This window comes from Sphingobium sp. HDIP04, from assembly GCF_000445085.1.
Taxonomy (GTDB): domain Bacteria; phylum Pseudomonadota; class Alphaproteobacteria; order Sphingomonadales; family Sphingomonadaceae; genus Sphingobium; species Sphingobium indicum.
In genome coordinates this window covers 18,238-36,107 of sequence record NZ_ATDO01000052.1, presented here as the reverse complement: position 1 = coordinate 36,107, position 17,870 = coordinate 18,238, and the positions used below count along the sequence as shown (strand labels likewise).

General features: G+C 67.7%; 22 protein-coding genes and 1 pseudogene. All 23 read right to left on the bottom strand.

From position 1 onward, the window contains the following. Positions 1-1,080: pseudogene (trbL, locus tag L286_RS29115) on the bottom strand (P-type conjugative transfer protein TrbL); the annotation flags it as partial. Positions 1,081-1,082: 2 nt separating this feature from the next. Next, positions 1,083-1,418, bottom strand: coding sequence for a putative entry exclusion protein TrbK-alt (trbK-alt, locus tag L286_RS29110; protein ID WP_013041710.1), 336 nt, complete (start codon positions 1,416-1,418; stop codon positions 1,083-1,085). A gap of 10 nt (positions 1,419-1,428) precedes the next feature. Next, entirely contained in the window at positions 1,429-2,193 is a 765-nt protein-coding gene (gene trbJ, locus L286_RS29105; protein ID WP_013041711.1) for a P-type conjugative transfer protein TrbJ, read from the bottom strand. Beyond that, positions 2,190-4,628 carry a conjugal transfer protein TrbE gene (gene trbE, locus L286_RS29100; RefSeq protein WP_013041712.1) on the bottom strand — a complete coding sequence of 813 codons (2,439 nt, stop codon included), beginning with the start codon at positions 4,626-4,628 and terminating at the stop codon, positions 2,190-2,192. The genes trbJ and trbE overlap by 4 nt, the downstream gene beginning before the upstream one ends. A 10-nt stretch (positions 4,629-4,638) precedes the next feature. Beyond that, on the bottom strand, positions 4,639-4,920 hold the full coding sequence (locus L286_RS29095) for a VirB3 family type IV secretion system protein (protein WP_013041713.1): 282 nt from the start codon (positions 4,918-4,920) through the stop codon (positions 4,639-4,641). Beyond that, positions 4,920-5,249, bottom strand: coding sequence for a TrbC/VirB2 family protein (locus L286_RS29090; RefSeq protein WP_425505835.1), 330 nt, complete (start codon positions 5,247-5,249; stop codon positions 4,920-4,922). The genes L286_RS29095 and L286_RS29090 overlap by 1 nt, the downstream gene beginning before the upstream one ends. Further along, complete coding sequence (gene trbB / locus L286_RS29085) at positions 5,249-6,184, bottom strand: P-type conjugative transfer ATPase TrbB (RefSeq protein WP_021223121.1); 936 nt, start codon at positions 6,182-6,184, stop codon at positions 5,249-5,251. Before trbB ends, L286_RS29090 begins: the two co-directional genes overlap by 1 nt. Positions 6,185-6,491: 307 nt before the next feature. Then, a complete protein-coding gene (locus L286_RS29080) occupies positions 6,492-6,926 on the bottom strand; it encodes a hypothetical protein (RefSeq protein ID WP_013041716.1) in 435 nt (144 codons plus the stop codon). A 9-nt stretch (positions 6,927-6,935) separates the two neighbouring features. Beyond that, positions 6,936-8,939 (bottom strand): conjugal transfer protein TraG, encoded by a 2,004-nt coding sequence (locus L286_RS29075; RefSeq protein WP_013041717.1) that lies wholly within the window; start codon positions 8,937-8,939, stop codon positions 6,936-6,938. A gap of 25 nt (positions 8,940-8,964) precedes the next feature. Next, on the bottom strand, positions 8,965-10,704 hold the full coding sequence (locus L286_RS29070) for a relaxase/mobilization nuclease domain-containing protein (protein ID WP_013041718.1): 1,740 nt from the start codon (positions 10,702-10,704) through the stop codon (positions 8,965-8,967). 244 nt (positions 10,705-10,948) lie between these two features. Further along, complete coding sequence (locus L286_RS29065; RefSeq protein ID WP_021223119.1) at positions 10,949-11,590, bottom strand: lytic transglycosylase domain-containing protein; 642 nt, start codon at positions 11,588-11,590, stop codon at positions 10,949-10,951. A 126-nt stretch (positions 11,591-11,716) separates the two neighbouring features. Beyond that, positions 11,717-12,064, bottom strand: coding sequence for a DUF736 domain-containing protein (locus L286_RS29060; RefSeq protein WP_013041720.1), 348 nt, complete (start codon positions 12,062-12,064; stop codon positions 11,717-11,719). Positions 12,065-12,110: 46 nt separating this feature from the next. After that, complete coding sequence (locus L286_RS29055) at positions 12,111-12,656, bottom strand: S26 family signal peptidase (RefSeq protein WP_013041721.1); 546 nt, start codon at positions 12,654-12,656, stop codon at positions 12,111-12,113. Then, on the bottom strand, positions 12,653-13,171 hold the full coding sequence (locus L286_RS29050) for a DUF2840 domain-containing protein (protein WP_013041722.1): 519 nt from the start codon (positions 13,169-13,171) through the stop codon (positions 12,653-12,655). The genes L286_RS29055 and L286_RS29050 overlap by 4 nt, the downstream gene beginning before the upstream one ends. Further along, positions 13,168-13,422 (bottom strand): hypothetical protein, encoded by a 255-nt coding sequence (locus tag L286_RS29045; RefSeq protein ID WP_013041723.1) that lies wholly within the window; start codon positions 13,420-13,422, stop codon positions 13,168-13,170. Before L286_RS29045 ends, L286_RS29050 begins: the two co-directional genes overlap by 4 nt. Next, positions 13,419-14,057, bottom strand: coding sequence for a ParA family partition ATPase (gene parA / locus L286_RS29040; protein WP_013041724.1), 639 nt, complete (start codon positions 14,055-14,057; stop codon positions 13,419-13,421). The genes L286_RS29045 and parA overlap by 4 nt, the downstream gene beginning before the upstream one ends. Before the next feature lie 208 nt (positions 14,058-14,265). Then, positions 14,266-15,153, bottom strand: coding sequence for a replication initiator protein A (locus tag L286_RS29035; protein ID WP_013041725.1), 888 nt, complete (start codon positions 15,151-15,153; stop codon positions 14,266-14,268). An 11-nt stretch (positions 15,154-15,164) separates the two neighbouring features. Continuing rightward, complete coding sequence (locus tag L286_RS29030; RefSeq protein WP_013041726.1) at positions 15,165-15,440, bottom strand: helix-turn-helix transcriptional regulator; 276 nt, start codon at positions 15,438-15,440, stop codon at positions 15,165-15,167. 127 nt (positions 15,441-15,567) lie between these two features. Then, positions 15,568-16,074: a DUF2285 domain-containing protein gene (locus tag L286_RS29025; protein ID WP_013041727.1), complete on the bottom strand. Its 507-nt coding sequence runs from the start codon at positions 16,072-16,074 to the stop codon at positions 15,568-15,570. Continuing rightward, entirely contained in the window at positions 16,019-16,333 is a 315-nt protein-coding gene (locus L286_RS49745; protein WP_221235826.1) for a transcriptional regulator domain-containing protein, read from the bottom strand. The genes L286_RS29025 and L286_RS49745 overlap by 56 nt, the downstream gene beginning before the upstream one ends. Positions 16,334-16,453: 120 nt before the next feature. After that, a complete protein-coding gene (locus L286_RS29020) occupies positions 16,454-16,723 on the bottom strand; it encodes a DNA -binding domain-containing protein (RefSeq protein ID WP_021223117.1) in 270 nt (89 codons plus the stop codon). 115 nt (positions 16,724-16,838) lie between these two features. Next, positions 16,839-17,081 (bottom strand): helix-turn-helix domain-containing protein, encoded by a 243-nt coding sequence (locus L286_RS29015; RefSeq protein WP_013041729.1) that lies wholly within the window; start codon positions 17,079-17,081, stop codon positions 16,839-16,841. 186 nt (positions 17,082-17,267) lie between these two features. Then, positions 17,268-17,594, bottom strand: a complete 327-nt coding sequence (locus tag L286_RS29010; RefSeq protein WP_013041730.1) for a DUF736 domain-containing protein — start codon at positions 17,592-17,594, stop codon at positions 17,268-17,270. Positions 17,595-17,870 lie beyond the last annotated feature (276 nt).

Genomic DNA, 17,870 nt, shown 5'->3' with positions numbered 1-17,870 from the left:
CGGCGCGACGAAGGGGCGAGATCGCGGCACTCCCGCCGGCCCGGGCGACGCCGCCCAGACCGGCGGCGACGCTAGCAGCGCCCGTCTGCCCCCGCGGCCCCGAGGCTGTAGGCGGTCGATGCGCCGCCAGTCGAGGGCAGCGCCACCGCGGGCGGCGGCGGCGGCCCCGCCTGCCAGGGAGGCGCCGCCTGTCGCGGCGGCGCCCACGGCGCCGGCTCCGAGCGCGACCATGCCGCCGGCGGCGAGACCCGTGCCGACGGCAGCGCCGGCGCTGAGCTGCGGACCGCCCGAGACGATGCCGGACGCGATGCCGGGCCCGAAGATGCCAAGGCCGAGCAATGAGAGGGCTGCGAGGACGATGGCCATCGCCTCGTCGACCGATGGCGTGGCGCCCCCGAAGCCCGCCGTGAATTCGGAGAACAGGGTCGATCCGATCCCGATGATGACCGCGAGGACGAGGACCTTGATGCCGGACGAGATGAGGTTGCCGAGCACCCGTTCGGCCATGAAGGCGGACTTTCCGAACAGGCCGAAGGGGATCAGCACGAAGCCGGCGAGCGTCGTCAGCTTGAACTCGATCAGGGTGACGAAGAGCTGGATGGCGAGGATGAAGAAGGCGAGCAGCACCAGCGCCCAGGCGAGGAACATGCAGGCGATCTGGATGAAGTTCTCGAAGAAGCTCCAATAGCCCATCAGCCCGGAGATCGAATCGAGCAGCGGCCGTCCCGCATCGAGCCCGGTCTGCGCGACCTTGCCGGGGCGAAGAAGATCGGCCGTGGTGAAGCTGGTGCCGCTCGCCTTCAGGCCGAGACCGGCGAAGCTCTCGAAGATGATCCGGGCGAGGTTGTTCCAGTTGCCGATGATGTAGGCGAAAACGCCGACGAACAGCGTCTTCTTCACCAGTCGGGCGATGATGTCGTCATCGGCGCCCCAGGACCAGAAGAGCGCCGCGAGCGTCACGTCGATCACAATCAGCGTCGTGGCGATGAACGTCACCTCGCCGCCGAGCAGACCGAAGCCGCCGTCGATGTAACGGGTGAAGACCTCGAGGAAATGGTCGATGACGCCGGTGTTCCCCATGCCTATCGCGCCTCGCCCGGCTGCGCGTCGGCAGGCGCTGGCTCAGACGGAGCCGTCGCGTCCGGCAGTCTCCCGGCCGGTCGCGATCCGGGGGCGAGGAAGCGACGACGGTTCTCGGCCCAGGCGCGCAGGCAGGCGGGATCGCGAGGGCCGGCCTCGCCGAGCGCCTGGCAGCGGAACAGTTCCGTGCGCAGCGGATCGTTCGGCGTCGGGACCGGCCGCGTTGTCGCCCAGCTCTCCGCCGTTTCCTCCTTCCGGCTCATCTCGATCGCGGTCGCCGTGATCGCGACCGCGACGAAGACGATCGCACCGATGCGTGCGAGCGATTTCCCGTCCATCGCCGCGTCCTCAGTTGCCGCTGTTCGGGAACATCCGCGCGTTGCCCGGCTGATAGCCGCTGCCAGGCGTAAGAAAGCGGCGACGCTGTTCGCGGCCCTGTTCGGCGGCCGCCGCGCGCTCCGCGACGGCGAGCGCCTGGGCGCGGCCGTTGGCGGAAACGACGGCGGTGAGATCAGCGAGCTGCTGCGCCTGGAGCGCGAGAAGCTGATTTCCTGCCTGCGTCGCCTGAAGCGCTCCGGTGGCGCCTTGGCTTTGGCCGACCAGCGCAGACATCTGAATGCGGTTTGTGTCGATGTTGCCGACGACGCCGGCTTGCACCCGCATGGCGTCTTGCAAGCCGCCCACGGTGTTCTGCCAGCGTTCGCGCGCATCGGCGACGAGTTGCGTGTCGGATGCCGACATCGAGGCATTGCCGTAGGTGGTCCGGAACGCCTGATCGATGTTCTGGACATTGTAGGCGATCCGCTGCGCCTCGCCGAGGAGCTGCTGGGTCCGCTGCACCGACTGCTGGAGCTGCTGGAGCGAGGAATAGGGCAGGCTCGTGAGATTGCGGGCCTGGTTCATCAACATGGTCGCCTCGTTCTGCAGCGAGGTGATCTGGTTGTTGATCTGCTGAAGCGCGCGGGTCGCCGAGAGCAGGTTCTGCGCATAGTTCGTCGGATCGTAGACGACCCACTGCGCCTGGGCCGGCGTGGCGAGGTATGGCGCTGTGGCGAGGGTGGTGGTGAGCAGCGCGGCGGCAAGGCGCACCGCGCGCGTGCGGCGCGAGGTCATGAGGAGGTCTCCAGAGTTTCGAGGTTGGGGATGAGTTGGGCCGCCCAGCCGAGATCGTGGCGATCGAGCCAGGCGGTGAGGAAGCCGTCGCGGCCATGCTCGGCGACCGTACTGGCGATCGCTGCCTGATCGGACTTGGAGGACGCGGCGCAGAGCGCCAGCGCGACGTCCGACAGGCCCAGCTCGAAGAGGCGATTGCCCCGGCGCGACTGGCAATAATAGTCGCGCTTCGGCATCGCCCGGGCGAGGATCTCGATCTGCCGGTCGTTGAGCCCGAACCGTCGGTAGATGGCAGTGATCTGCGGCTCGATGGCGCGCTCGTTGGGGAGCAGGATGCGGGTCTGGCAGCTCTCGATGATAGCGGGCGCGATGGCCGACCCGTCGATGTCGGAAAGCGACTGGGTAGCGAAGATGACCGACGCGTTCTTCTTGCGCAGCGTCTTCAGCCACTCACGGAGCTGGCCGGCGAAGCCCTCGTCGTCGAGCGCGAGCCAGCCCTCGTCGATGATGATGAGTGTGGCGCGGCCGTCGAGGCGATCTTCGATCCGGTGGAAGAGATAGGCGAGCACGGCGGCTGCGGCCCCGGTCCCGATCAGTCCTTCGGTTTCGAAAGCCTGGACGGTGGCCTCGCCGAGATGCTCGGCCTCGGCATCGAGCAGCCGGCCATAGGGTCCGCCGACGCAATAGGGCCGTAGCGCCTGCTTGAGGTCGTTGGACTGGAGCAGCACCGACAGGCCGGTCAGGGTGCGCTCGGCGGGCGGCGCCGAAGCCAGCGATGTCAGCGCCGACCAGATATGCTCCTTGACCTCCGGGGTGATCGCAACGCTCTCGCGGCTGAGGATGGCGGAGATCCAGTCGGCGGCCCAGGCGCGTTCTGCGGCGTCATCGATCCGGGCGAGCGGCTGAAGCGAGACGCTGTCGTCCGCACCCTCGGTCAGCCCGCCGCCGAGATCATGCCAGTCGCCGCCCATGGCGAGCGCCGCGGCGCGGATCGAGCCCCCGAAATCGAAGGCGAAGACCTGGGCGCGATCGTAGCGACGGAATTGCAGCGCCATGAGCGCCAGCAGCACGGACTTGCCGGCCCCGGTCGGACCGACGACGAGGGTGTGGCCGACGTCGCCGACATGGATGGACAGCCGGAATGGGGTCGAGCCTTCGGTCTTGCCGAAGAGCAGCGGCGGCGCTGCGAAATGCCCGTCGCGCTCGGGCCCGGCCCACACCGCCGACAGCGGGATCATATGGGCGAGGTTGAGGGTCGAAAGCGGCGGTTGGCGGACATTGGCATAGACATGCCCCGGCAGGCTCCCGAGCCAGGCGTCGGCGGCGTTGATCGTCTCGGGCATGGCGGTGAAGTCGCGGCCCTGGATGACCTTCTCGACGAGGCGCAGCTTCTCGGCGGCGATGCGCGGATCGGCGTCCCAGACGGTGATCGTCGCGGTGACGTAGGCCTGGCCGGCATAGTCGGCGCCGAGCTCCTGCAGCGCGAGATCCGCGTCCGCCGCCTTGTTCGCGGCGTCGGTGTCGACCAGCACCGACGCCTCGTTGGTCATCACCTCCTTCAGGATGGCGGCAATCGATTTGCGCTTGGCGAACCACTGCCGACGGATCTTGGTCAGCAGCTTGGTCGCGTCGGTCTTGTCGAGCAGCACGGCGCGGGTCGACCAGCGATACGGGAAGGCGAGCCGGTTGAGTTCGTCGAGGATGCCGGGTGTCGTCGCGGTCGGAAATCCGACGATGGTGAGGATGCGCAGATGCGTGTCGGCCAGGCGCGGTTCGAGCCCGCCGGTGAGCGGCTGATCGGCGACGAGAGCGTCGAGATACATCGGCGTCTCGGGCACGCGGACGCGGTGCCGCGTCGTCGAGACCGTGGAGTGCAGATAGGTCAGCGTCTCAGCGTCATCGAGCCAGGCGCATTCCGGCATGAAGGCGTCGACGAGCTGGAGGATGCGGTCCGTGCGGTCGATAAAGCCGCGCAGCACCTCATGGGCATCGACGCCGCCGCGCTCGCGGCCCTCATAGAGCCAGCTTTCGGCGCGGGCGGCGTCTTCCGCCGGCGGCAGATAGAGGAAGGTCAGGAAATAGCTGGACTCGAAATGCGCGCCGGCCTCCTCGAAGTCGGCCTTGCGCTCGGCGTCGACCAAGGCCGATGCCGGGTCGGGAAAGCGGCTTGTCGGATAGGTCGCGGCCTCATGGCGCTGCGCCTCGACGAAGATCGCCCAGCCCGAGCCGAGGCGGCGGAAGGCGTTGTTGAGGCGGCCGGCGACCGCGACAAGTTCGGCCGGCACGGCGCTGTCGAGGTCCGGACCGCGGAAGCGGGCGGTCCGCTGGAAGCTGCCGTCCTTGTTCAGGATCACGCCCTCGCCGGCGAGCGCGACCCAGGGCAGGAAGTCGGCGAGCCGGGTGTTGCGATTGCGATATTCCGCAAGGTTCATCATGGCGACGCCCTCAGACCGTCAGATAGGCCGGGATGCGCAGATGCCGGCGTCCGACGTCGACGAATTGCGGATCGCGCTTGGCGGCCCAGACCGCGGCGAAATGACCGATCGCCCAGAGCGCCAGGCCAACCAGCCAGAGGCGCAGACCCAATCCAAGCGCGGCGGCGAGCGTGCCGTTGAGGATGGCGATGGATCGGGGCGCGCCGCCGAGCAGGATGTGCTCGGTCAGCGCGCGATGCACCGGCACTGAGAAGCCTGGGATTTCGCCGACGTAATCCGCGCCGCCTGCCATCAGACGAGCGCTCCGCCGCCGAACGAGAAGAAGGACAGGAAGAAGCTCGACGCCGCGAACGCGATCGACAGGCCGAAAACGATCTGGATGAGCCGCCGGAAGCCGCCGGACGTGTCGCCGAAGGCCAGGGTCAGGCCGGTGATGATGATGATGATCACGGCGACGATCTTGGCGACCGGCCCCTCGATCGACTCGAGGATCGACTGAAGCGGCGCTTCCCACGGCATCGAGGAGCCGGAGGCGTGGGCCGCCGGTGCGAGCGCCAGACTGAGAAAGGTGACGGAAACGGCCGTCGCGATATGGCGGCGGATTCGAAGCGCGTGCTGGATCACGGGATCTCTCCTTCGGGGGGCTGGGTTGCGGGGGTGACGCGGTAATCGCCGTCAGGGCCGAGCCCCTCGATGCGGGCGAGTTCGGCGAGCCGGCGCGAGGCGCCGCGGCCGGAGAGGATGGCAACAAGGTCGATGGTCTCCGCGATGAGCGCCCGCGGCACCGTGACGACGGCTTCCTGGATGAGCTGCTCAAGCCGGCGCAGCGCGCCGATCGCTGTGCCGGCGTGGATCGTGCCGATCCCGCCCGGGTGCCCCGTTCCCCACGCTTTGAGCAGGTCCAGCGCCTCGCTTCCGCGTACCTCGCCGATCGGGATGCGGTCGGGCCGCAGGCGGAGCGATGAGCGCACCAGTTCGGACAGCGTGATCACGCCATCCTTCGTCCGCATGGCGACGAGGTTGGGCGCCATGCATTGGAGTTCGCGCGTGTCTTCAATGACAATGACGCGGTCGGAGGTCTTGGCGATCTCCGCCAGGAGCGCATTGGTGAGCGTCGTCTTGCCGGTGGATGTGCCCCCGGCCACGAGAATATTGCGCCGCTCGGCGACGGCGGCGCGGAGCAGCGCGGCCTGTCCGGCACGCATGATGCCGGCGGCGACATAATCCTCGAGCGTGAAGACGGCGACGGCCGGTTTGCGGATGGCGAAGGCAGGCGCGGCCACGACGGGAGGGAGCAAGCCTTCAAACCGCTCTCCCGTTTCCGGAAGCTCGGCCGAGACACGCGGAGCGCCGGCATGGACCTCGGCGCCGACATGGTGCGCCACCAAGCGGATGATCCGCTCGCCGTCTGCGGGAGAAAGGCGCTCGTCGGTTTCCGAGAGGCCGTCGGAAAGGCGGTCGATCCAGAGCCGCCCGTCAGGGTTGAGCATCACCTCGACGATCGTGGGGTCTTCCAGAAACCCGGCGATCGCAGGTCCGAGCGCGGTGCGCAGCATGCGCGCGCCGCGGAGGACTGCTTCGGATCTCTGCTGGGGGTTTGCCACGTCGTCCCCGTTCTCTTGCGGGCGCGCCCACGCGCGGCCCTGGATCGGGGACGAGTAGAAGAGGCAGAAATCAGGGCCTGACAACAACCGAAATGTGGTCGTCGTACTGTGGCGTACAAAGACAGGGAAACGGCGGAACGCCGCTATACTTCAAGGCAATGGCAGCATGACTATCTCGCGCGCGCACGATGCTGCGGCGCGATCGCGCGGAAGCGCCGAGTCGACTTGCCGCATCGTCACCGCGCGGGCGGTGCGGTCGTCAATCAGCCTCGCCGGTGTGATTGAGATCCTCCGAGATCTCCTGCCTGAGCTTCGGACCGTTCGCGAGCCTGCGGCCCAGGGTGTTGATGAAGGCCTCGTAGCGCTCGGCGGACTTGGCGCGTGCCGCCTGGGCCGCATGCTCCGGCAGGGCGGGCGTCGTGTTGAACCAGAAGCGCACGAAGATCGCGAGGGTCTCGACCGCGATGCCGACGTCCCGCTCGACGCGCGTCAGGCGTCGGTCAAGCTGATCCAGTCGCTTCGTGATCGCCGCTTCCTGGCGCTCTGCGGCGTCGGGCGAAAGGAACGACGCAATGCCGGCCTCGGCGACAAGGGATAGCGAGTGGCCGCGCCGCGCCGCATGCGCCGATAGCGCCTTCATGACCTCCGGTTCGAGATAGACGGAAAGCCGCTGCTTCTTCGGAGGCTTCGCCATGATCGCCTCCTACAGCTCGATGCCATCGCCGGGGTCGAGGGAAGCCTGTCGCGCGACCTGGCGCATCGTGTCCCTCAGCCGGCTATTGCGGGCAGCGTCTTCGTCAGCATCCTCAATCGGTTCGAACTCGAACTCGTTTTCGATCGGAACCGTCTTCTCGACCGGCTTCAGGCGGCGTAGTTCAGGCTGGCGTCGGCGCTCGGACTCGGTCGTGTCTTCCTCGTCCTCGGTCGAAGGCGCATCGGCCGCGGCTCTGGCGAGCGCGCCGCCGATCTCGGGAACTGGCGGAAGGTCGAGACCGCTCCAGTCGTTCGCCGGCGGCTTGCCAGGTTTGCTCAGTGGGGGCGGCGGCAGGATCCGCTCCTGGTATCGGCGGTCCTCGTAGTAGCGCGCCTTCTTGGCCCGGATCGGCGGCGTCCCCGCGACCATGACGATCTCGTCGGCTGGCGGGAGCTGCATGACTTCGCCGGGGGTCAGCAGTGGCCGCGCCGTCTCCGAGCGCGAGACCATCATGTGGCCGAGCCAAGGAGATAGCCGATGGCCGGCATAGTTCTTCATCGCCCTCATCTCGGTCGCGGTGCCGAGGGCGTCGGAGACCCGCTTGGCCGTCCGTTCGTCGTTGGTCGCGAAGCTGACGCGGACGTGGCAGTTGTCGAGGATGGAGTTGTTTGGCCCGTAGGCCTTCTCGATTTGGTTCAGCGACTGCGCGATCAGGAATGCCTTGATCCCGTACCCGGCCATGAACGCGAGCGCGCTTTCGAAGAAGTCGAGGCGCCGAAGCGCGGCGAACTCGTCGAGCATCATCAGCACCCGGGGGCGCCTGGGATTGGCGTGAAGGTCCTCGGTCAAGCGTCGTCCGATCTGATTGAGGATCAGGCGGATCAACGGCGTGGTCCGGCTGATGTCGGACGGGGGCACGACGAGGTAGAGGGTCGTCGGATTGCCCTCCGCCACAAGGTCGGCGATGCGCCAATCGGACCGGCCGGTCACCTGCGCCACCACGGGATCGCGATAGAGGCCGAGGAACGACATGGCGGTCGAGAGCACGCCCGATCGCTCGTTGTCCGACTTGTTGAGCAGCTCGCGTGCGGCGCTGGCGATGACGGGGTGCGGGCCGGCCTCGCCCAGATGAGCGGTCTTCATCATCGCCGCGAGTGTCGACTCGATCGGGCGTCTGGGATCGGATAGGAAGGCAGCGACGCCGGCGAGGGTCTTGTCCTTTTCGGCGTAGAGGACATGGAGGATGGCGCCGACCAACAGGGCGTGGCTGGTCTTTTCCCAGTGGTTTCGCTTCTCGAGCGATCCTTCCGGGTCGACCAGGATGTCGGCGATATTCTGGACGTCGCGGACCTCCCATTCGCCCCTGCGGACCTCGAGCAGCGGATTGTAGGCGGCGGACTTCGGGTTGGTCGGGTCGAAGAGCAGCACGCGGCCGTGCCGGGCCCGGAAGCCGGCCGTCAACGTCCAGTTTTCCCCTTTGATGTCGTGAACGATCGCCGAGCCCGGCCAGGTGAGCAGCGAGGGCACGACCAGCCCTACGCCCTTGCCGGATCGGGTCGGAGCGAAGCACAGCACATGCTCGGGCCCATCATGACGGAGATAGTCGCGATCGAGCTTTCCGAGCACCACGCCGTCGGCGCCGAGCAGCCCTGCGGCCTTCACCTCGTCGGGCCTGGCCCAGCGCGCCGACCCGTAGGTCTCGACGTTCTTCGCCTCGCGGGCGCGCCACACGGACATCCCGATCGCGACGGCGATCGAGATGAATCCGCCCGAGGCGGCGATATAGGCGCCCTCGACGAAGATCGGCGGCGCGTAGGCGTCATAGAAATACCACCACCAGAAGAAGGCCGGGGGATAGTAGACCGGCCAGCCGGCGACCTCGAACCACGGATGGCCGAGCTGCGGTTGAAAGCCGAGCCGGTAGGCCGTCCACTGCGTGGCCGTCCAAGTCGTGAAGAGCACGATCATGAACACGGTGAGTATCTGGCCCCAGAGGATTTTCGTCGCGGACATGGCGGCGTTCCCTTCTTGATCTGCGCTAGAGGCCGAGGCCCCGCTTGCGCCCGAAGCTCCAGTCGACGCCGCCGTCATTGCGGGCGACGCCGGAGACATGCTGCCCGAGCTGGCGGTCGAGGGACGGCGTCCAGGGCACGAGTTGAAAGCCGAGGCCATCGTCGATCATGGCGAAGCGGCCCGATGCGAGCGTGAGCCGCTGCCGATAGGTGCCGGCGACGTATTCGCCGCTCCCAGCCTTGGCGAATGTCCGGCCGGTCTCCGCGGCGAGCTTGTCCGCCAGCGCGTCAAGCTCGCGTCGGCGCAGCGTCTCGATGAGATTGCGCGAGAAGATGACGCTCTGGCCGTGCCGTTCGGCGAGCCGCTGGTCGATCAGATGCTCAGCGCGCCGATCCATGGCGTCGCGAACTTCGACGCCGAAGCCGCCGCCTCCCAAGGCGGCCGGCTCGCGCGCGATCGCCTGCCGGTCAAGCCAGGTGGCGCCCGTGGCGGTGACTTGCCGGGAGATGTCGAGATCGGAGCGGACGGCGAGCGCGACGCGGCGTTGACCGCGTGCATCGTCGAAGCGGCGTAGCTCAACGATCGATCCCGGCGCGCTGTCGCCGGCGGCGTCGAGGTCGGGCAGCTTCATGTGATGGGTTCGGCCGTCGACGCCGTCAACAACAGCAAAGGCCGTCCCCTTCAATTCGTTGTCGAGGCCGCGCGCGACCAGCCGGCCGACGATTGGATCGTCGATGTTCTCCGCGGCAAGCACGTAACTTGCCGCGCCACGGTCGATGCCGCGCTCGGTCAGCCCGCGATGGATGCGCTTGATGATGTCGCCGCGCTCGCCGAGCTCGCGCAGCGTCGTCTCCGCCCGCTCGGCGATGACCCATTGGCCTGGGCCAATCTCGTTGGCGAGGCCGAGCGTTTCGAGCTTGCGCAGGCGGCCGACCTTCAGCGCGTGAAACTCGTCGGGTTGTCGATCCGGGCGCGGCGCGAGATCGACGACGCCGGTCCGGTAGCCATCACGGGCGAGCTGCCGATCGAGGCTGGTCCAGCGCTCGGCTTCGATCTGGCGCTCGAGGCTACGGCGGATGTCGTGATCGGTGCGCGGGCCCAGCTCTTGGGTGATGAGATCACGGGCGCGATCGCGCATGCCCTCCCTGATGTAGTCGCGGGAGATGACGAGGTTCTCGCTGTCGTCGCGCACGCCGCGCACGATCAGATGGACGTGGGGATGCTCGGTGTTCCAATGGTCGACGGCCGTCCAGTCGAGCTTGGTGCCGAGATCCTTCTCCATCTGGCCGACGAGACCGCGGGTGAAGGAGCGCAGGTCCGACATCTCCAGCGCGTCGTCCGGCGAGACGATGAACCGAAAATGGTGGCGATCATCTTCGCAGCGCTCGGCAAATTCCTTCGGGTCGAGGTCATCGCCGCCCGGGCCGAACAGCCGGGCCTTCTCCCCATCCCGGGTAACGCCCTCGCGGCGCAGATAGCCGAGATGGGTCGCGAGCGGGGCGGAGCGGCCGCCGCTGCGGACGACACGCGCCTTGATGACCGCCCCGCGCGAGCGGGCGGTGAGGAAGCGATTGGCTTGCACCGCGGCGCGCTGACCGCGCCCGAAGCGCGAGCGGTTGCCGGGGCCGATCTTGCCTTTCCGAGAGACCGAGCCGCCCGCCTTCTGGGCAGCGGCGAGCGCCTGCGCGATGAAAGGCCGGGCCTGCTGCGCCTTGGTCGAGCGGATGCGGCCGGGCCGGATGCGGAAGTCGTCCTCGACGCTCATGGTCGAAGCCCCGCACATCGCGCAACGGCGCGGAAATCCTTGATGAAATGCGCGTCGCGCACCTTGCGCCGATCAGGCGCACATCGCGCAAACGCGCCATAACCCCTTGAAAAACCACAACCGCCCAAGGCCGCACATCGCGGCCCTTTATCCTGCCATCGTGCGGTTGTGGTGCCTGTGCTTCCCTCCGCTCCCGCCAATCCTATCCCGGAGCCCGACAACGCCGCCTGGAGTGCCACCGTGCTCATCGCGGCCCCGCACTGGCGGTTTGGACGACGAAGAGGCCGCCGGTTTGCGGATCGGCGGGCGCAAAATCCCGTTCTCGACGCTGCGATGATGCTGCAGCCGGATCGCCGTCATCGTGCCGAACCTCTGCGCGCGGCGGCGCCTCGGCCTGTGCGATGAACAGCGGCGCGCGTGTCCAGGCCAGCGGATCGGCGACTGCGACGATGACAGGGGATGGCAGGCCGGCCCCATCGATGACCGGCACAAGCATGGCGAGGTAGGCGCGCGTTTCCGCCGGCAGGGTGCGGCCGCGATCGCGATAGTCCTCATAGCGGCCGGGACCGGCGTTATAGGCCGCCAGGAAGCCCGGCGAGCCGTAGCGGTCGTGCATCTCGCGCAGATAGGCGGCGCCCGCCAGAATGTTGTCGCGCGGATCGTAGGGGTCCGGTCCAAGCGCATAGCGGGTGCGCATTTCCGTCCAGGTGGCCGGCATGACTTGCATGAGGCCGATTGCACCCTTGGGGGAGATGGCGCGCGCGTCGCCGCGGCTTTCGACGCGCATGACGGCGCGAATCCAGAGCTCCGGGATAGCGAACCGGCGGGCGGCTTCGGTGACGAAGCCGGCATGAGGGTCGGCCGCGTCGATGCGCGCCGGGGGCATAGTCTGCGCGCTGGCAGGCAACGCCGGAAGCGCTGCGGCGGGCAGGCCGGGAAGGAAAAGGAGGGCCGTCAGCCGGACGGCGGCGGACCGCCCGGCGACAGCGTGATAGCGGCGGGACGGCACCGCTCAGTCCCGCTCGCCGCGCTTCGGCGGCCGGTTCCAGTGCAGGCCCCAGGCGGACTTGTCGTCGGCCGACTGGAAGAGGTTCGCACGGATCGGATGTCCGAAGGTGGGATCGTCGAGGTGAAGCGAGACGTAGTCACCGGCCTTCTCTCCGGTGCGCTTCCAGCCCGCGCCGATCTCGGCGCCGGTTTCGTTGTTCATGCCGTCGAAGACATGGACGCGGTAATCCGGCGCGTTGTCGGCGTCGGACGGTTCGGCGGGAACGATGATGATGTCCTGATGCAGCGCGAGCGTCTGCAAATTGCCGATGAAGCCGGAACCGTCGCGCGTGAATTGACCGATCAGGGACATGATTGCCTCCGTGGATGTGCGGTGAGGTTGGACATGGGACGCACCGTCACCGCGTCGGTGCGCGCCAGACGAAGCGGCCGTCGCGGTCCTCGTCGGTGTAGAGAGGGATGGCCCGCCCGATCACGGCGGACGCGGGAAGCGGCCCGAAGTACCGGCCGTCCAGGCTGTCGCGGACCTGCCAGTTCATCAGGAACAGCTCGCCGGGCGCGACGACGCGGCAGCCCTTCCAGACCGGTAAAGGATTGCCGCGGCGATCGTGATCCAGCGCGTCGCCCATCGGCACGGCGTCGACCGTAATGGCGAGGCCGGTTCGACAGACCCGCTGCCCGGGAAGCGCGGCGACCCGCTTCAGGAGCGGCACGCCGCGCGGCAGATAACCGCCATCGGCAAGGAAGCTGGCCAGCGGTTCGGGCGGGCGCACGGCGACTAGGTCGGTCACTTCGGGTGACCGGTCCGGCTCGACGCGGTAGAGACCGATCGGCGTGCTCGCCGAAGCGTTCCAGATCAGCTTCGGCGCGAACGAGACGATCGACAGGATGCCGAGCAATGACACCGCGCCCGTCGTGGTGATGGCGTAGCCGAGCCGGGTCATGCGCCGATCTCCCGGCGCAGGAGGAAGGCGCGGTGGTGCGCCGGCGTGTAGGTCCGTGGCGTCTCCCCGGCTGCGAGGCGGTTGTGGACGTGGCGCCAGTGATCGGGCGAAACATCGCCGGGATCGATCCCGGCCGCCTCGATCGCGTCGACGAGCTGGAGCACGCGCTCCACCTTCGGCCAACCGTCGACACGAAGCAGAAAGTCGCCGCCGGGCGTGACGGTCGGCACCGTCTGGCACGCCGCGCCACGCGCAACGGCGCGCATGATGTCGAGCCGCGAGAGCACGGTGCCGTGCTCGTTCGCCGCCCAGCGGACCAGCGCGAAGGTCGCACCAGGAGGGAAAAAGAGGAGCCGTCTGCGGCGATCGAGGATCTGTTCGCGCAGCTCGCGACCGAAGCGGATCCAGTGCTCGGTCTGCTTCTCGATCCAGACGAGTTCGACCTGGGTGAGGTGCTCGGACGGCTCGGCGCAAGCGCGGCCGACGCATGGGGGCGCGGCGACGAGGCCGGTCATTGGCCCTCTCCTGACCGGGGCGGGAACTCACGCTCGAACAGGGCGCGCAGCATGTCGGCGACGGTCAGGCCGCGCTGGAACGCCGCGATCTTTATACGGCCGCGCATGTCGGAGGTGACGTCGATCGTCAGCCGGGCCGAGAAGTCCTCGGCGGGCTGGCCAAGGGGGGCGTGGCGGTCGGGCGCCTTGATCCAGCCTTCGGGATCGGCGGGACGCGCCGCAAAGCTGCGCTTCGGGGACCGCTCGCTCATGCGCCGATCCCCGCGACTTCCGCGGCGAACGCGGCGATCTCGCGCGCGCCAGGGCAATCCTCGTCCTGCTCGGCGGCCAGCCGACCGGTCTGAACGACATCGGCGAAGACGATGCGCTGGCCGATGGTCGTCGCGAGCAGCGGCGGATCGTGATCGGCGAGGGTCTCCGCCGTCTCGCGAGCGAGCACCGTGCGGGCTGCGCAGCGGTTCAGCACGAAGCGCGCGGCGAGCTCCGGGCGGTAGATGCGCGCCTCGCCGAGCAAGGAGAGCATCTCGGCCGAGGCCCAGCCGTCGAGCGGCGACGGTTGCACCGGAATCAGCACGAGGTCGGCCGCAAGGAGCGCCGAGCGCATGAGGCCGGCGACGCGCGGCGGCCCGTCGATGACGACATGGTCGGCGTCGCGGGCCAGTTCCGGCGCCTCGCGGTGCAGGGTGTCGCGCGCCAGGCCGACGACACCGAACAGCCGCCCCAGCCCCTCCCGGCTGCGCTGCTGCGACCAGTCGAGGGCCGATCCCTGCGGATCGGCGTCGATGAGCGTGACGCGCTTGCCATGGCGCGCCCACTCGCCGGCCAGGTGCAGCGCGAGCGTCGTCTTGCCCACGCCGCCCTTCTGGTTGAGCAGCGCGACGATCATGACGGTCTCGCGGGACAAGGGGACTCGTCCACAGCGGCCGAAAAGCGCCGGTCCGTTAGAAAGATTCCGAAGGAATCTAGGTTAGAGAAGTTAGGGGGCGCGCAAGCTACTGATTTGGCGAGCAGAATCGACGATTCTGGTCCCCGATAGCACGAGGATCGGGTCCTCGATGGCACGATAGCGCCGGTCCCTGATAGCACGAGACGATTCACAGCTTTTCCCCAGAGCGAGTGGTCGACCGCCGACGTCGGCGCGGGATGCCGAGCGCGTCGGGCTCGGTCGGTACGAAGGACAGGATTTCGGGCCCGCCGACGCATTGCTCGATGGTCAGGCGATAGCCCGGCAGCGGCTGGCGCTTGACGATGTCGCGCAGGTCGTAGGCGAAGTGCTTGAGCGGCGAGAGGCTGCCGGATTTGGCGTGGAGGTGCGGGAAGTCGAAGCTCCAGCCGAACTCCTGTTTGCCGCCGTGCTTGCGCACCAGGCGGTACAGCCACCGCTCGAGCCCGCCGGTCAGCCTGAAGTAGGTGCGATCGATGGTGAGCACGAGCGCGTCGTCCAGCACCGCGCCGTAGAACCAGTCGGGCACGATCAGCTCGAGGCCGAGCGGCCGGCCGCGATCATCCGCGCGCTCCTTCCACTCGTTGATCCAGGAGAAGCGATGCATCCGCCGCTCGGTCGGCTGGCGGATGGACGTCGCCACGGTGGTCGACTGCAGCCGGTCCAGCGCCGCCTTCAGGCGGTCGTAGTCGCGTAGGGATACGCCGCGACCGATGAAGTTCAGAATCTCATAAGGCGTCGTCGCCATGAGGCGCGACGGGCGCAGGCCGACGTCGCGCGCTTCGACGATCTGCGATGCGGCCCAGATGAGGACGTCGGCGTCCCAGATGGTCGCCATGCCGTGCTCCGGCACCGCCTCGACGCGGATTTTGACGGAGCCCGATTTGAAGTCGATCGGCGCGAGGCGTTTCGACTTCCCAAGCGAGAAGAACGGATAGGCCATGAGGTCCTGCGCGTCGCGCGGCGCGAGATCGCCGGGCAATGCCCGGAACAGATCGAGCTGGGCGCGCTCGTCGCGTTGCTGGGGGCGGGACGACATGGGGACCGGGGTCAGCGCAGAAGGCCGCCGTTGGCCGACGCGGGCTGACGTTTGGCGGGCAGTACCGTGCCGCTGCGCGGATCCGAGGTCGAGGTGACGAGACCCCGATCCGCCCAGGCTTGAAGGTCATCGACGGAATAGACGACGCGTCCGCCGAGCTTTCGATAGGTCGGACCGGTTCCGTAGGTGCGGTGCTTCTCGAGCGTGCGTTCAGAAAGGCCGAGGAAGCGCGCCGCCTCCTGCGTTCTCAGGTAGCGTGTCGGTAGATTGGCGGCTGTCTCGGCCATGATCGCACCTCCGTGGTCTCGCGGGCGGCCGCTGCGAACGAGCGGCGCATTGCGAGCACGGTGGCGCGAGGACGGCGCCTCGGACGATGTCGAAGTAAGGATTCTAAATTCGACACCTTGCGCGGCGTCAGCGATCCCGGCGTGGTCGCCGGAGCAGCGCGAGATAGCCGCCGCGTACGAGCTTCATCCCGTCGCGGGCCATGCGGATTGTGGTTTCGCGGATCGCGCTACCGACCCACGTCGCCGCATCCTGGTCATGCTGTGGGAAGATTTGGTCGGCGATCGCGCGGTAGGTGGCGCCGGTGGCGCGCGCGTCGACGACGCGCAGCATCTGCTGCGCGCGACGCCGCCGCTGCGGCGTGATACGCGGATCAGGCGCGACCGTCTTGCCGGTGAGGGCTGCCCAGAATCGGCCGAGCGCCGTCAAGCGATCGGGCGTCAGTTCGTCGAGCGTGATGAGCGCGGCGAGCGGCTTCCCATCGCCAATCGCGGCCAGGTCGACGCTGTAGCGCTCACCGCCCAGGCGGAGCTGCGATGGGACCGCTTCGTGCGCGAAACTGGCGTGCGCCCGGATTTCCTCAACAGTGAGCGGTTCGCCGGATCTCGGTGTCGGGCCGCTGCGGAAGAGAATCACGGCCGGATCTATCTGGGCCGACCAGGAGACCGGTTGGGAAGTGGCGGGGATTTCGGGGTCGGCGGCGAAATCGCAACCCCCAACGAGAAGCGAAATTCGTCGCCGCTTCCCAGGTCATATGACCGGCTGACAGTAATTCATGATAGCCAGCGCGGTACTCGGGATTTCGACGGAGGAACTCCCAAGCGAGCTCCTCCGCATTCAACTGATCGATATAGGTATAGGCGGATTCAGACCGCCAGCTTTCTTCGTCGGGCATTTCCTACCGCCTTCCCGCCTTATCTTTGACGCGAGCGTTGCGGACGGTACGATTCCAAGTTGAGAGGCGGTGGGGAAGAACGGACTGGGATCAGCGTGATGCATGATCCGCATCACGGGGCTAGTGGAGCTGAGGTCTCAGGAGCTGTTCGAAGCCGTTCTCAGTCATCCAGCGCGCTCTCGCCAAGTGGGTGGAATAGACGAGCGACGCCCGCTCCGGATCGTCTTCGGCACTGAGACCGAACAGCACTTCCACCACGTCCTGCCAAGGCGCTCCCTGGGTTTCGGCGTCGAGCAGGCGGAGATATACGGTTGCGTGAGCCTTGTCGTAGGCCGTCAGCTCGGCGTCACCGGGTGGCTGATCGAGAAAATTGTGCTTGGTCACCTTCATCCCCCGGGGCACAGGTTCTATCCATTCTGGAGGAGATTGTTAACGCTGATTTGACCATAGCCCAGCGGCCCGGCGACTCCAGCAAGACCGAGCGCCCTGACAGTGCCGCGAGCTGTCAGCTCTCCGTCTTCGCATGAACCAGCATCACTCCCATGCCCTGGTCGGAACTCAGGAAAACGATGCCGGCTCGTTCGAAGGCTCGTCTGACCTCGTCGCGCGTGCTCTCGTAGACCTCGAGACCGCTCGGCGATTCGAGGCGCTTCAGCGCGGTCAGTGATACTCGGGCCCTGTCAGCGAGCGTCTCCTGTGTCCAACCCAGCAACGCGCGTGCGGCCCGCGATTGTCGGGCGGTGATCATGCATGATCACCTCCCACTCGGACCTACGCGCACGCCAGAACTACGACTATAATAGTCGCTCCTTCTTCGCCTGGCCACCCATTTGCCGTTCTGCGGGTGCGCGTTCGGCGAATTCGCCGCCGACTGATTCGGTCGCCTTGGACGTCAAAGGCCCCGGCCTTTCGGCCGGGGCCTTGCGCGGGGGCCTTAGTCGCCGCGCCGCCCGTTGGGGCGGGACCAGATCAGCGAGAAGGTATCGCCGTCCTCGTCGTCGAAGAGGTTGGCGTAGATCGGAGCGGTGAAGCTCGGGTCGTCGAGCTTGAGGCCCAGATAGTCGCGACCCTCGTTGGAGCGCTTGGACCAGGCGGCGCCGATCTCGGCGCGGCCGACCAGAACCCGGTGGCTGGGGGCGTTCTCGCCGGTGGCGCGGGTGTCGGGAACAATGCGCACGCCCTTGGCCTGGACGCTGAGGGTGACGATTTCGCCGGTGAACTCGTTCGAGCCGGTCTTCTTGAAGGTTCCGATGGTCGCCATTGTAAGTCTCCGTTTTCCGTATTCGAGCCCGCACCATTGCGGCCTCGATGGCGATCGACGGGTCGGAGGCGATCGACGGCGCACCCCGCAGGGGCTGGACAGCAAAGGAGGGCTTTCTTGCCTCGCGAGGAATGACGGCGCAGCCGGCAGGGGAAGAAAGTTTGACGCCGCTGTTGCGCCATAGGCGATCGAGGCTTTAGCCGCCCTTCGGCCAGATCAGGCCATTGAAGAGGCCGTTTGGAGCGGTCGAGGCACGGGTCAGATAACGGAGATGAT

Bases quoted from the DNA above. Each gene is read 5' to 3' on its own strand.
- L286_RS29020 (WP_021223117.1), bottom strand. From the start codon at position 16,723: ATGAAGGTGACCAAGCACAATTTTCTCGATCAGCCACCCGGTGACGCC.
- L286_RS29075 (WP_013041717.1), bottom strand. From the start codon at position 8,939: ATGTCCGCGACGAAAATCCTCTGGGGCCAGATACTCACCGTGTTCATG.
- L286_RS29055 (WP_013041721.1), bottom strand. From the start codon at position 12,656: ATGACCCGGCTCGGCTACGCCATCACCACGACGGGCGCGGTGTCATTG.
- parA (WP_013041724.1), bottom strand. From the start codon at position 14,057: ATGATCGTCGCGCTGCTCAACCAGAAGGGCGGCGTGGGCAAGACGACG.
- L286_RS29010 (WP_013041730.1), bottom strand. From the start codon at position 17,594: ATGGCGACCATCGGAACCTTCAAGAAGACCGGCTCGAACGAGTTCACC.
- trbE (WP_013041712.1), bottom strand. From the start codon at position 4,628: ATGATGAACCTTGCGGAATATCGCAATCGCAACACCCGGCTCGCCGAC.
- trbB (WP_021223121.1), bottom strand. From the start codon at position 6,184: ATGCTGCGCACCGCGCTCGGACCTGCGATCGCCGGGTTTCTGGAAGAC.
- trbK-alt (WP_013041710.1), bottom strand. From the start codon at position 1,418: ATGGACGGGAAATCGCTCGCACGCATCGGTGCGATCGTCTTCGTCGCG.
- L286_RS29080 (WP_013041716.1), bottom strand. From the start codon at position 6,926: ATGGCGAAGCCTCCGAAGAAGCAGCGGCTTTCCGTCTATCTCGAACCG.
- L286_RS29095 (WP_013041713.1), bottom strand. From the start codon at position 4,920: ATGGCAGGCGGCGCGGATTACGTCGGCGAAATCCCAGGCTTCTCAGTG.
- L286_RS29045 (WP_013041723.1), bottom strand. From the start codon at position 13,422: ATGAGCGAGCGGTCCCCGAAGCGCAGCTTTGCGGCGCGTCCCGCCGAT.
- L286_RS29065 (WP_021223119.1), bottom strand. From the start codon at position 11,590: ATGCCCCCGGCGCGCATCGACGCGGCCGACCCTCATGCCGGCTTCGTC.
- L286_RS29035 (WP_013041725.1), bottom strand. From the start codon at position 15,153: ATGTCGTCCCGCCCCCAGCAACGCGACGAGCGCGCCCAGCTCGATCTG.
- L286_RS49745 (WP_221235826.1), bottom strand. From the start codon at position 16,333: ATGCCCGACGAAGAAAGCTGGCGGTCTGAATCCGCCTATACCTATATC.
- L286_RS29050 (WP_013041722.1), bottom strand. From the start codon at position 13,171: ATGACCGGCCTCGTCGCCGCGCCCCCATGCGTCGGCCGCGCTTGCGCC.
- L286_RS29030 (WP_013041726.1), bottom strand. From the start codon at position 15,440: ATGGCCGAGACAGCCGCCAATCTACCGACACGCTACCTGAGAACGCAG.
- L286_RS29060 (WP_013041720.1), bottom strand. From the start codon at position 12,064: ATGTCCCTGATCGGTCAATTCACGCGCGACGGTTCCGGCTTCATCGGC.
- L286_RS29015 (WP_013041729.1), bottom strand. From the start codon at position 17,081: ATGATCACCGCCCGACAATCGCGGGCCGCACGCGCGTTGCTGGGTTGG.
- trbJ (WP_013041711.1), bottom strand. From the start codon at position 2,193: ATGACCTCGCGCCGCACGCGCGCGGTGCGCCTTGCCGCCGCGCTGCTC.
- L286_RS29070 (WP_013041718.1), bottom strand. From the start codon at position 10,704: ATGAGCGTCGAGGACGACTTCCGCATCCGGCCCGGCCGCATCCGCTCG.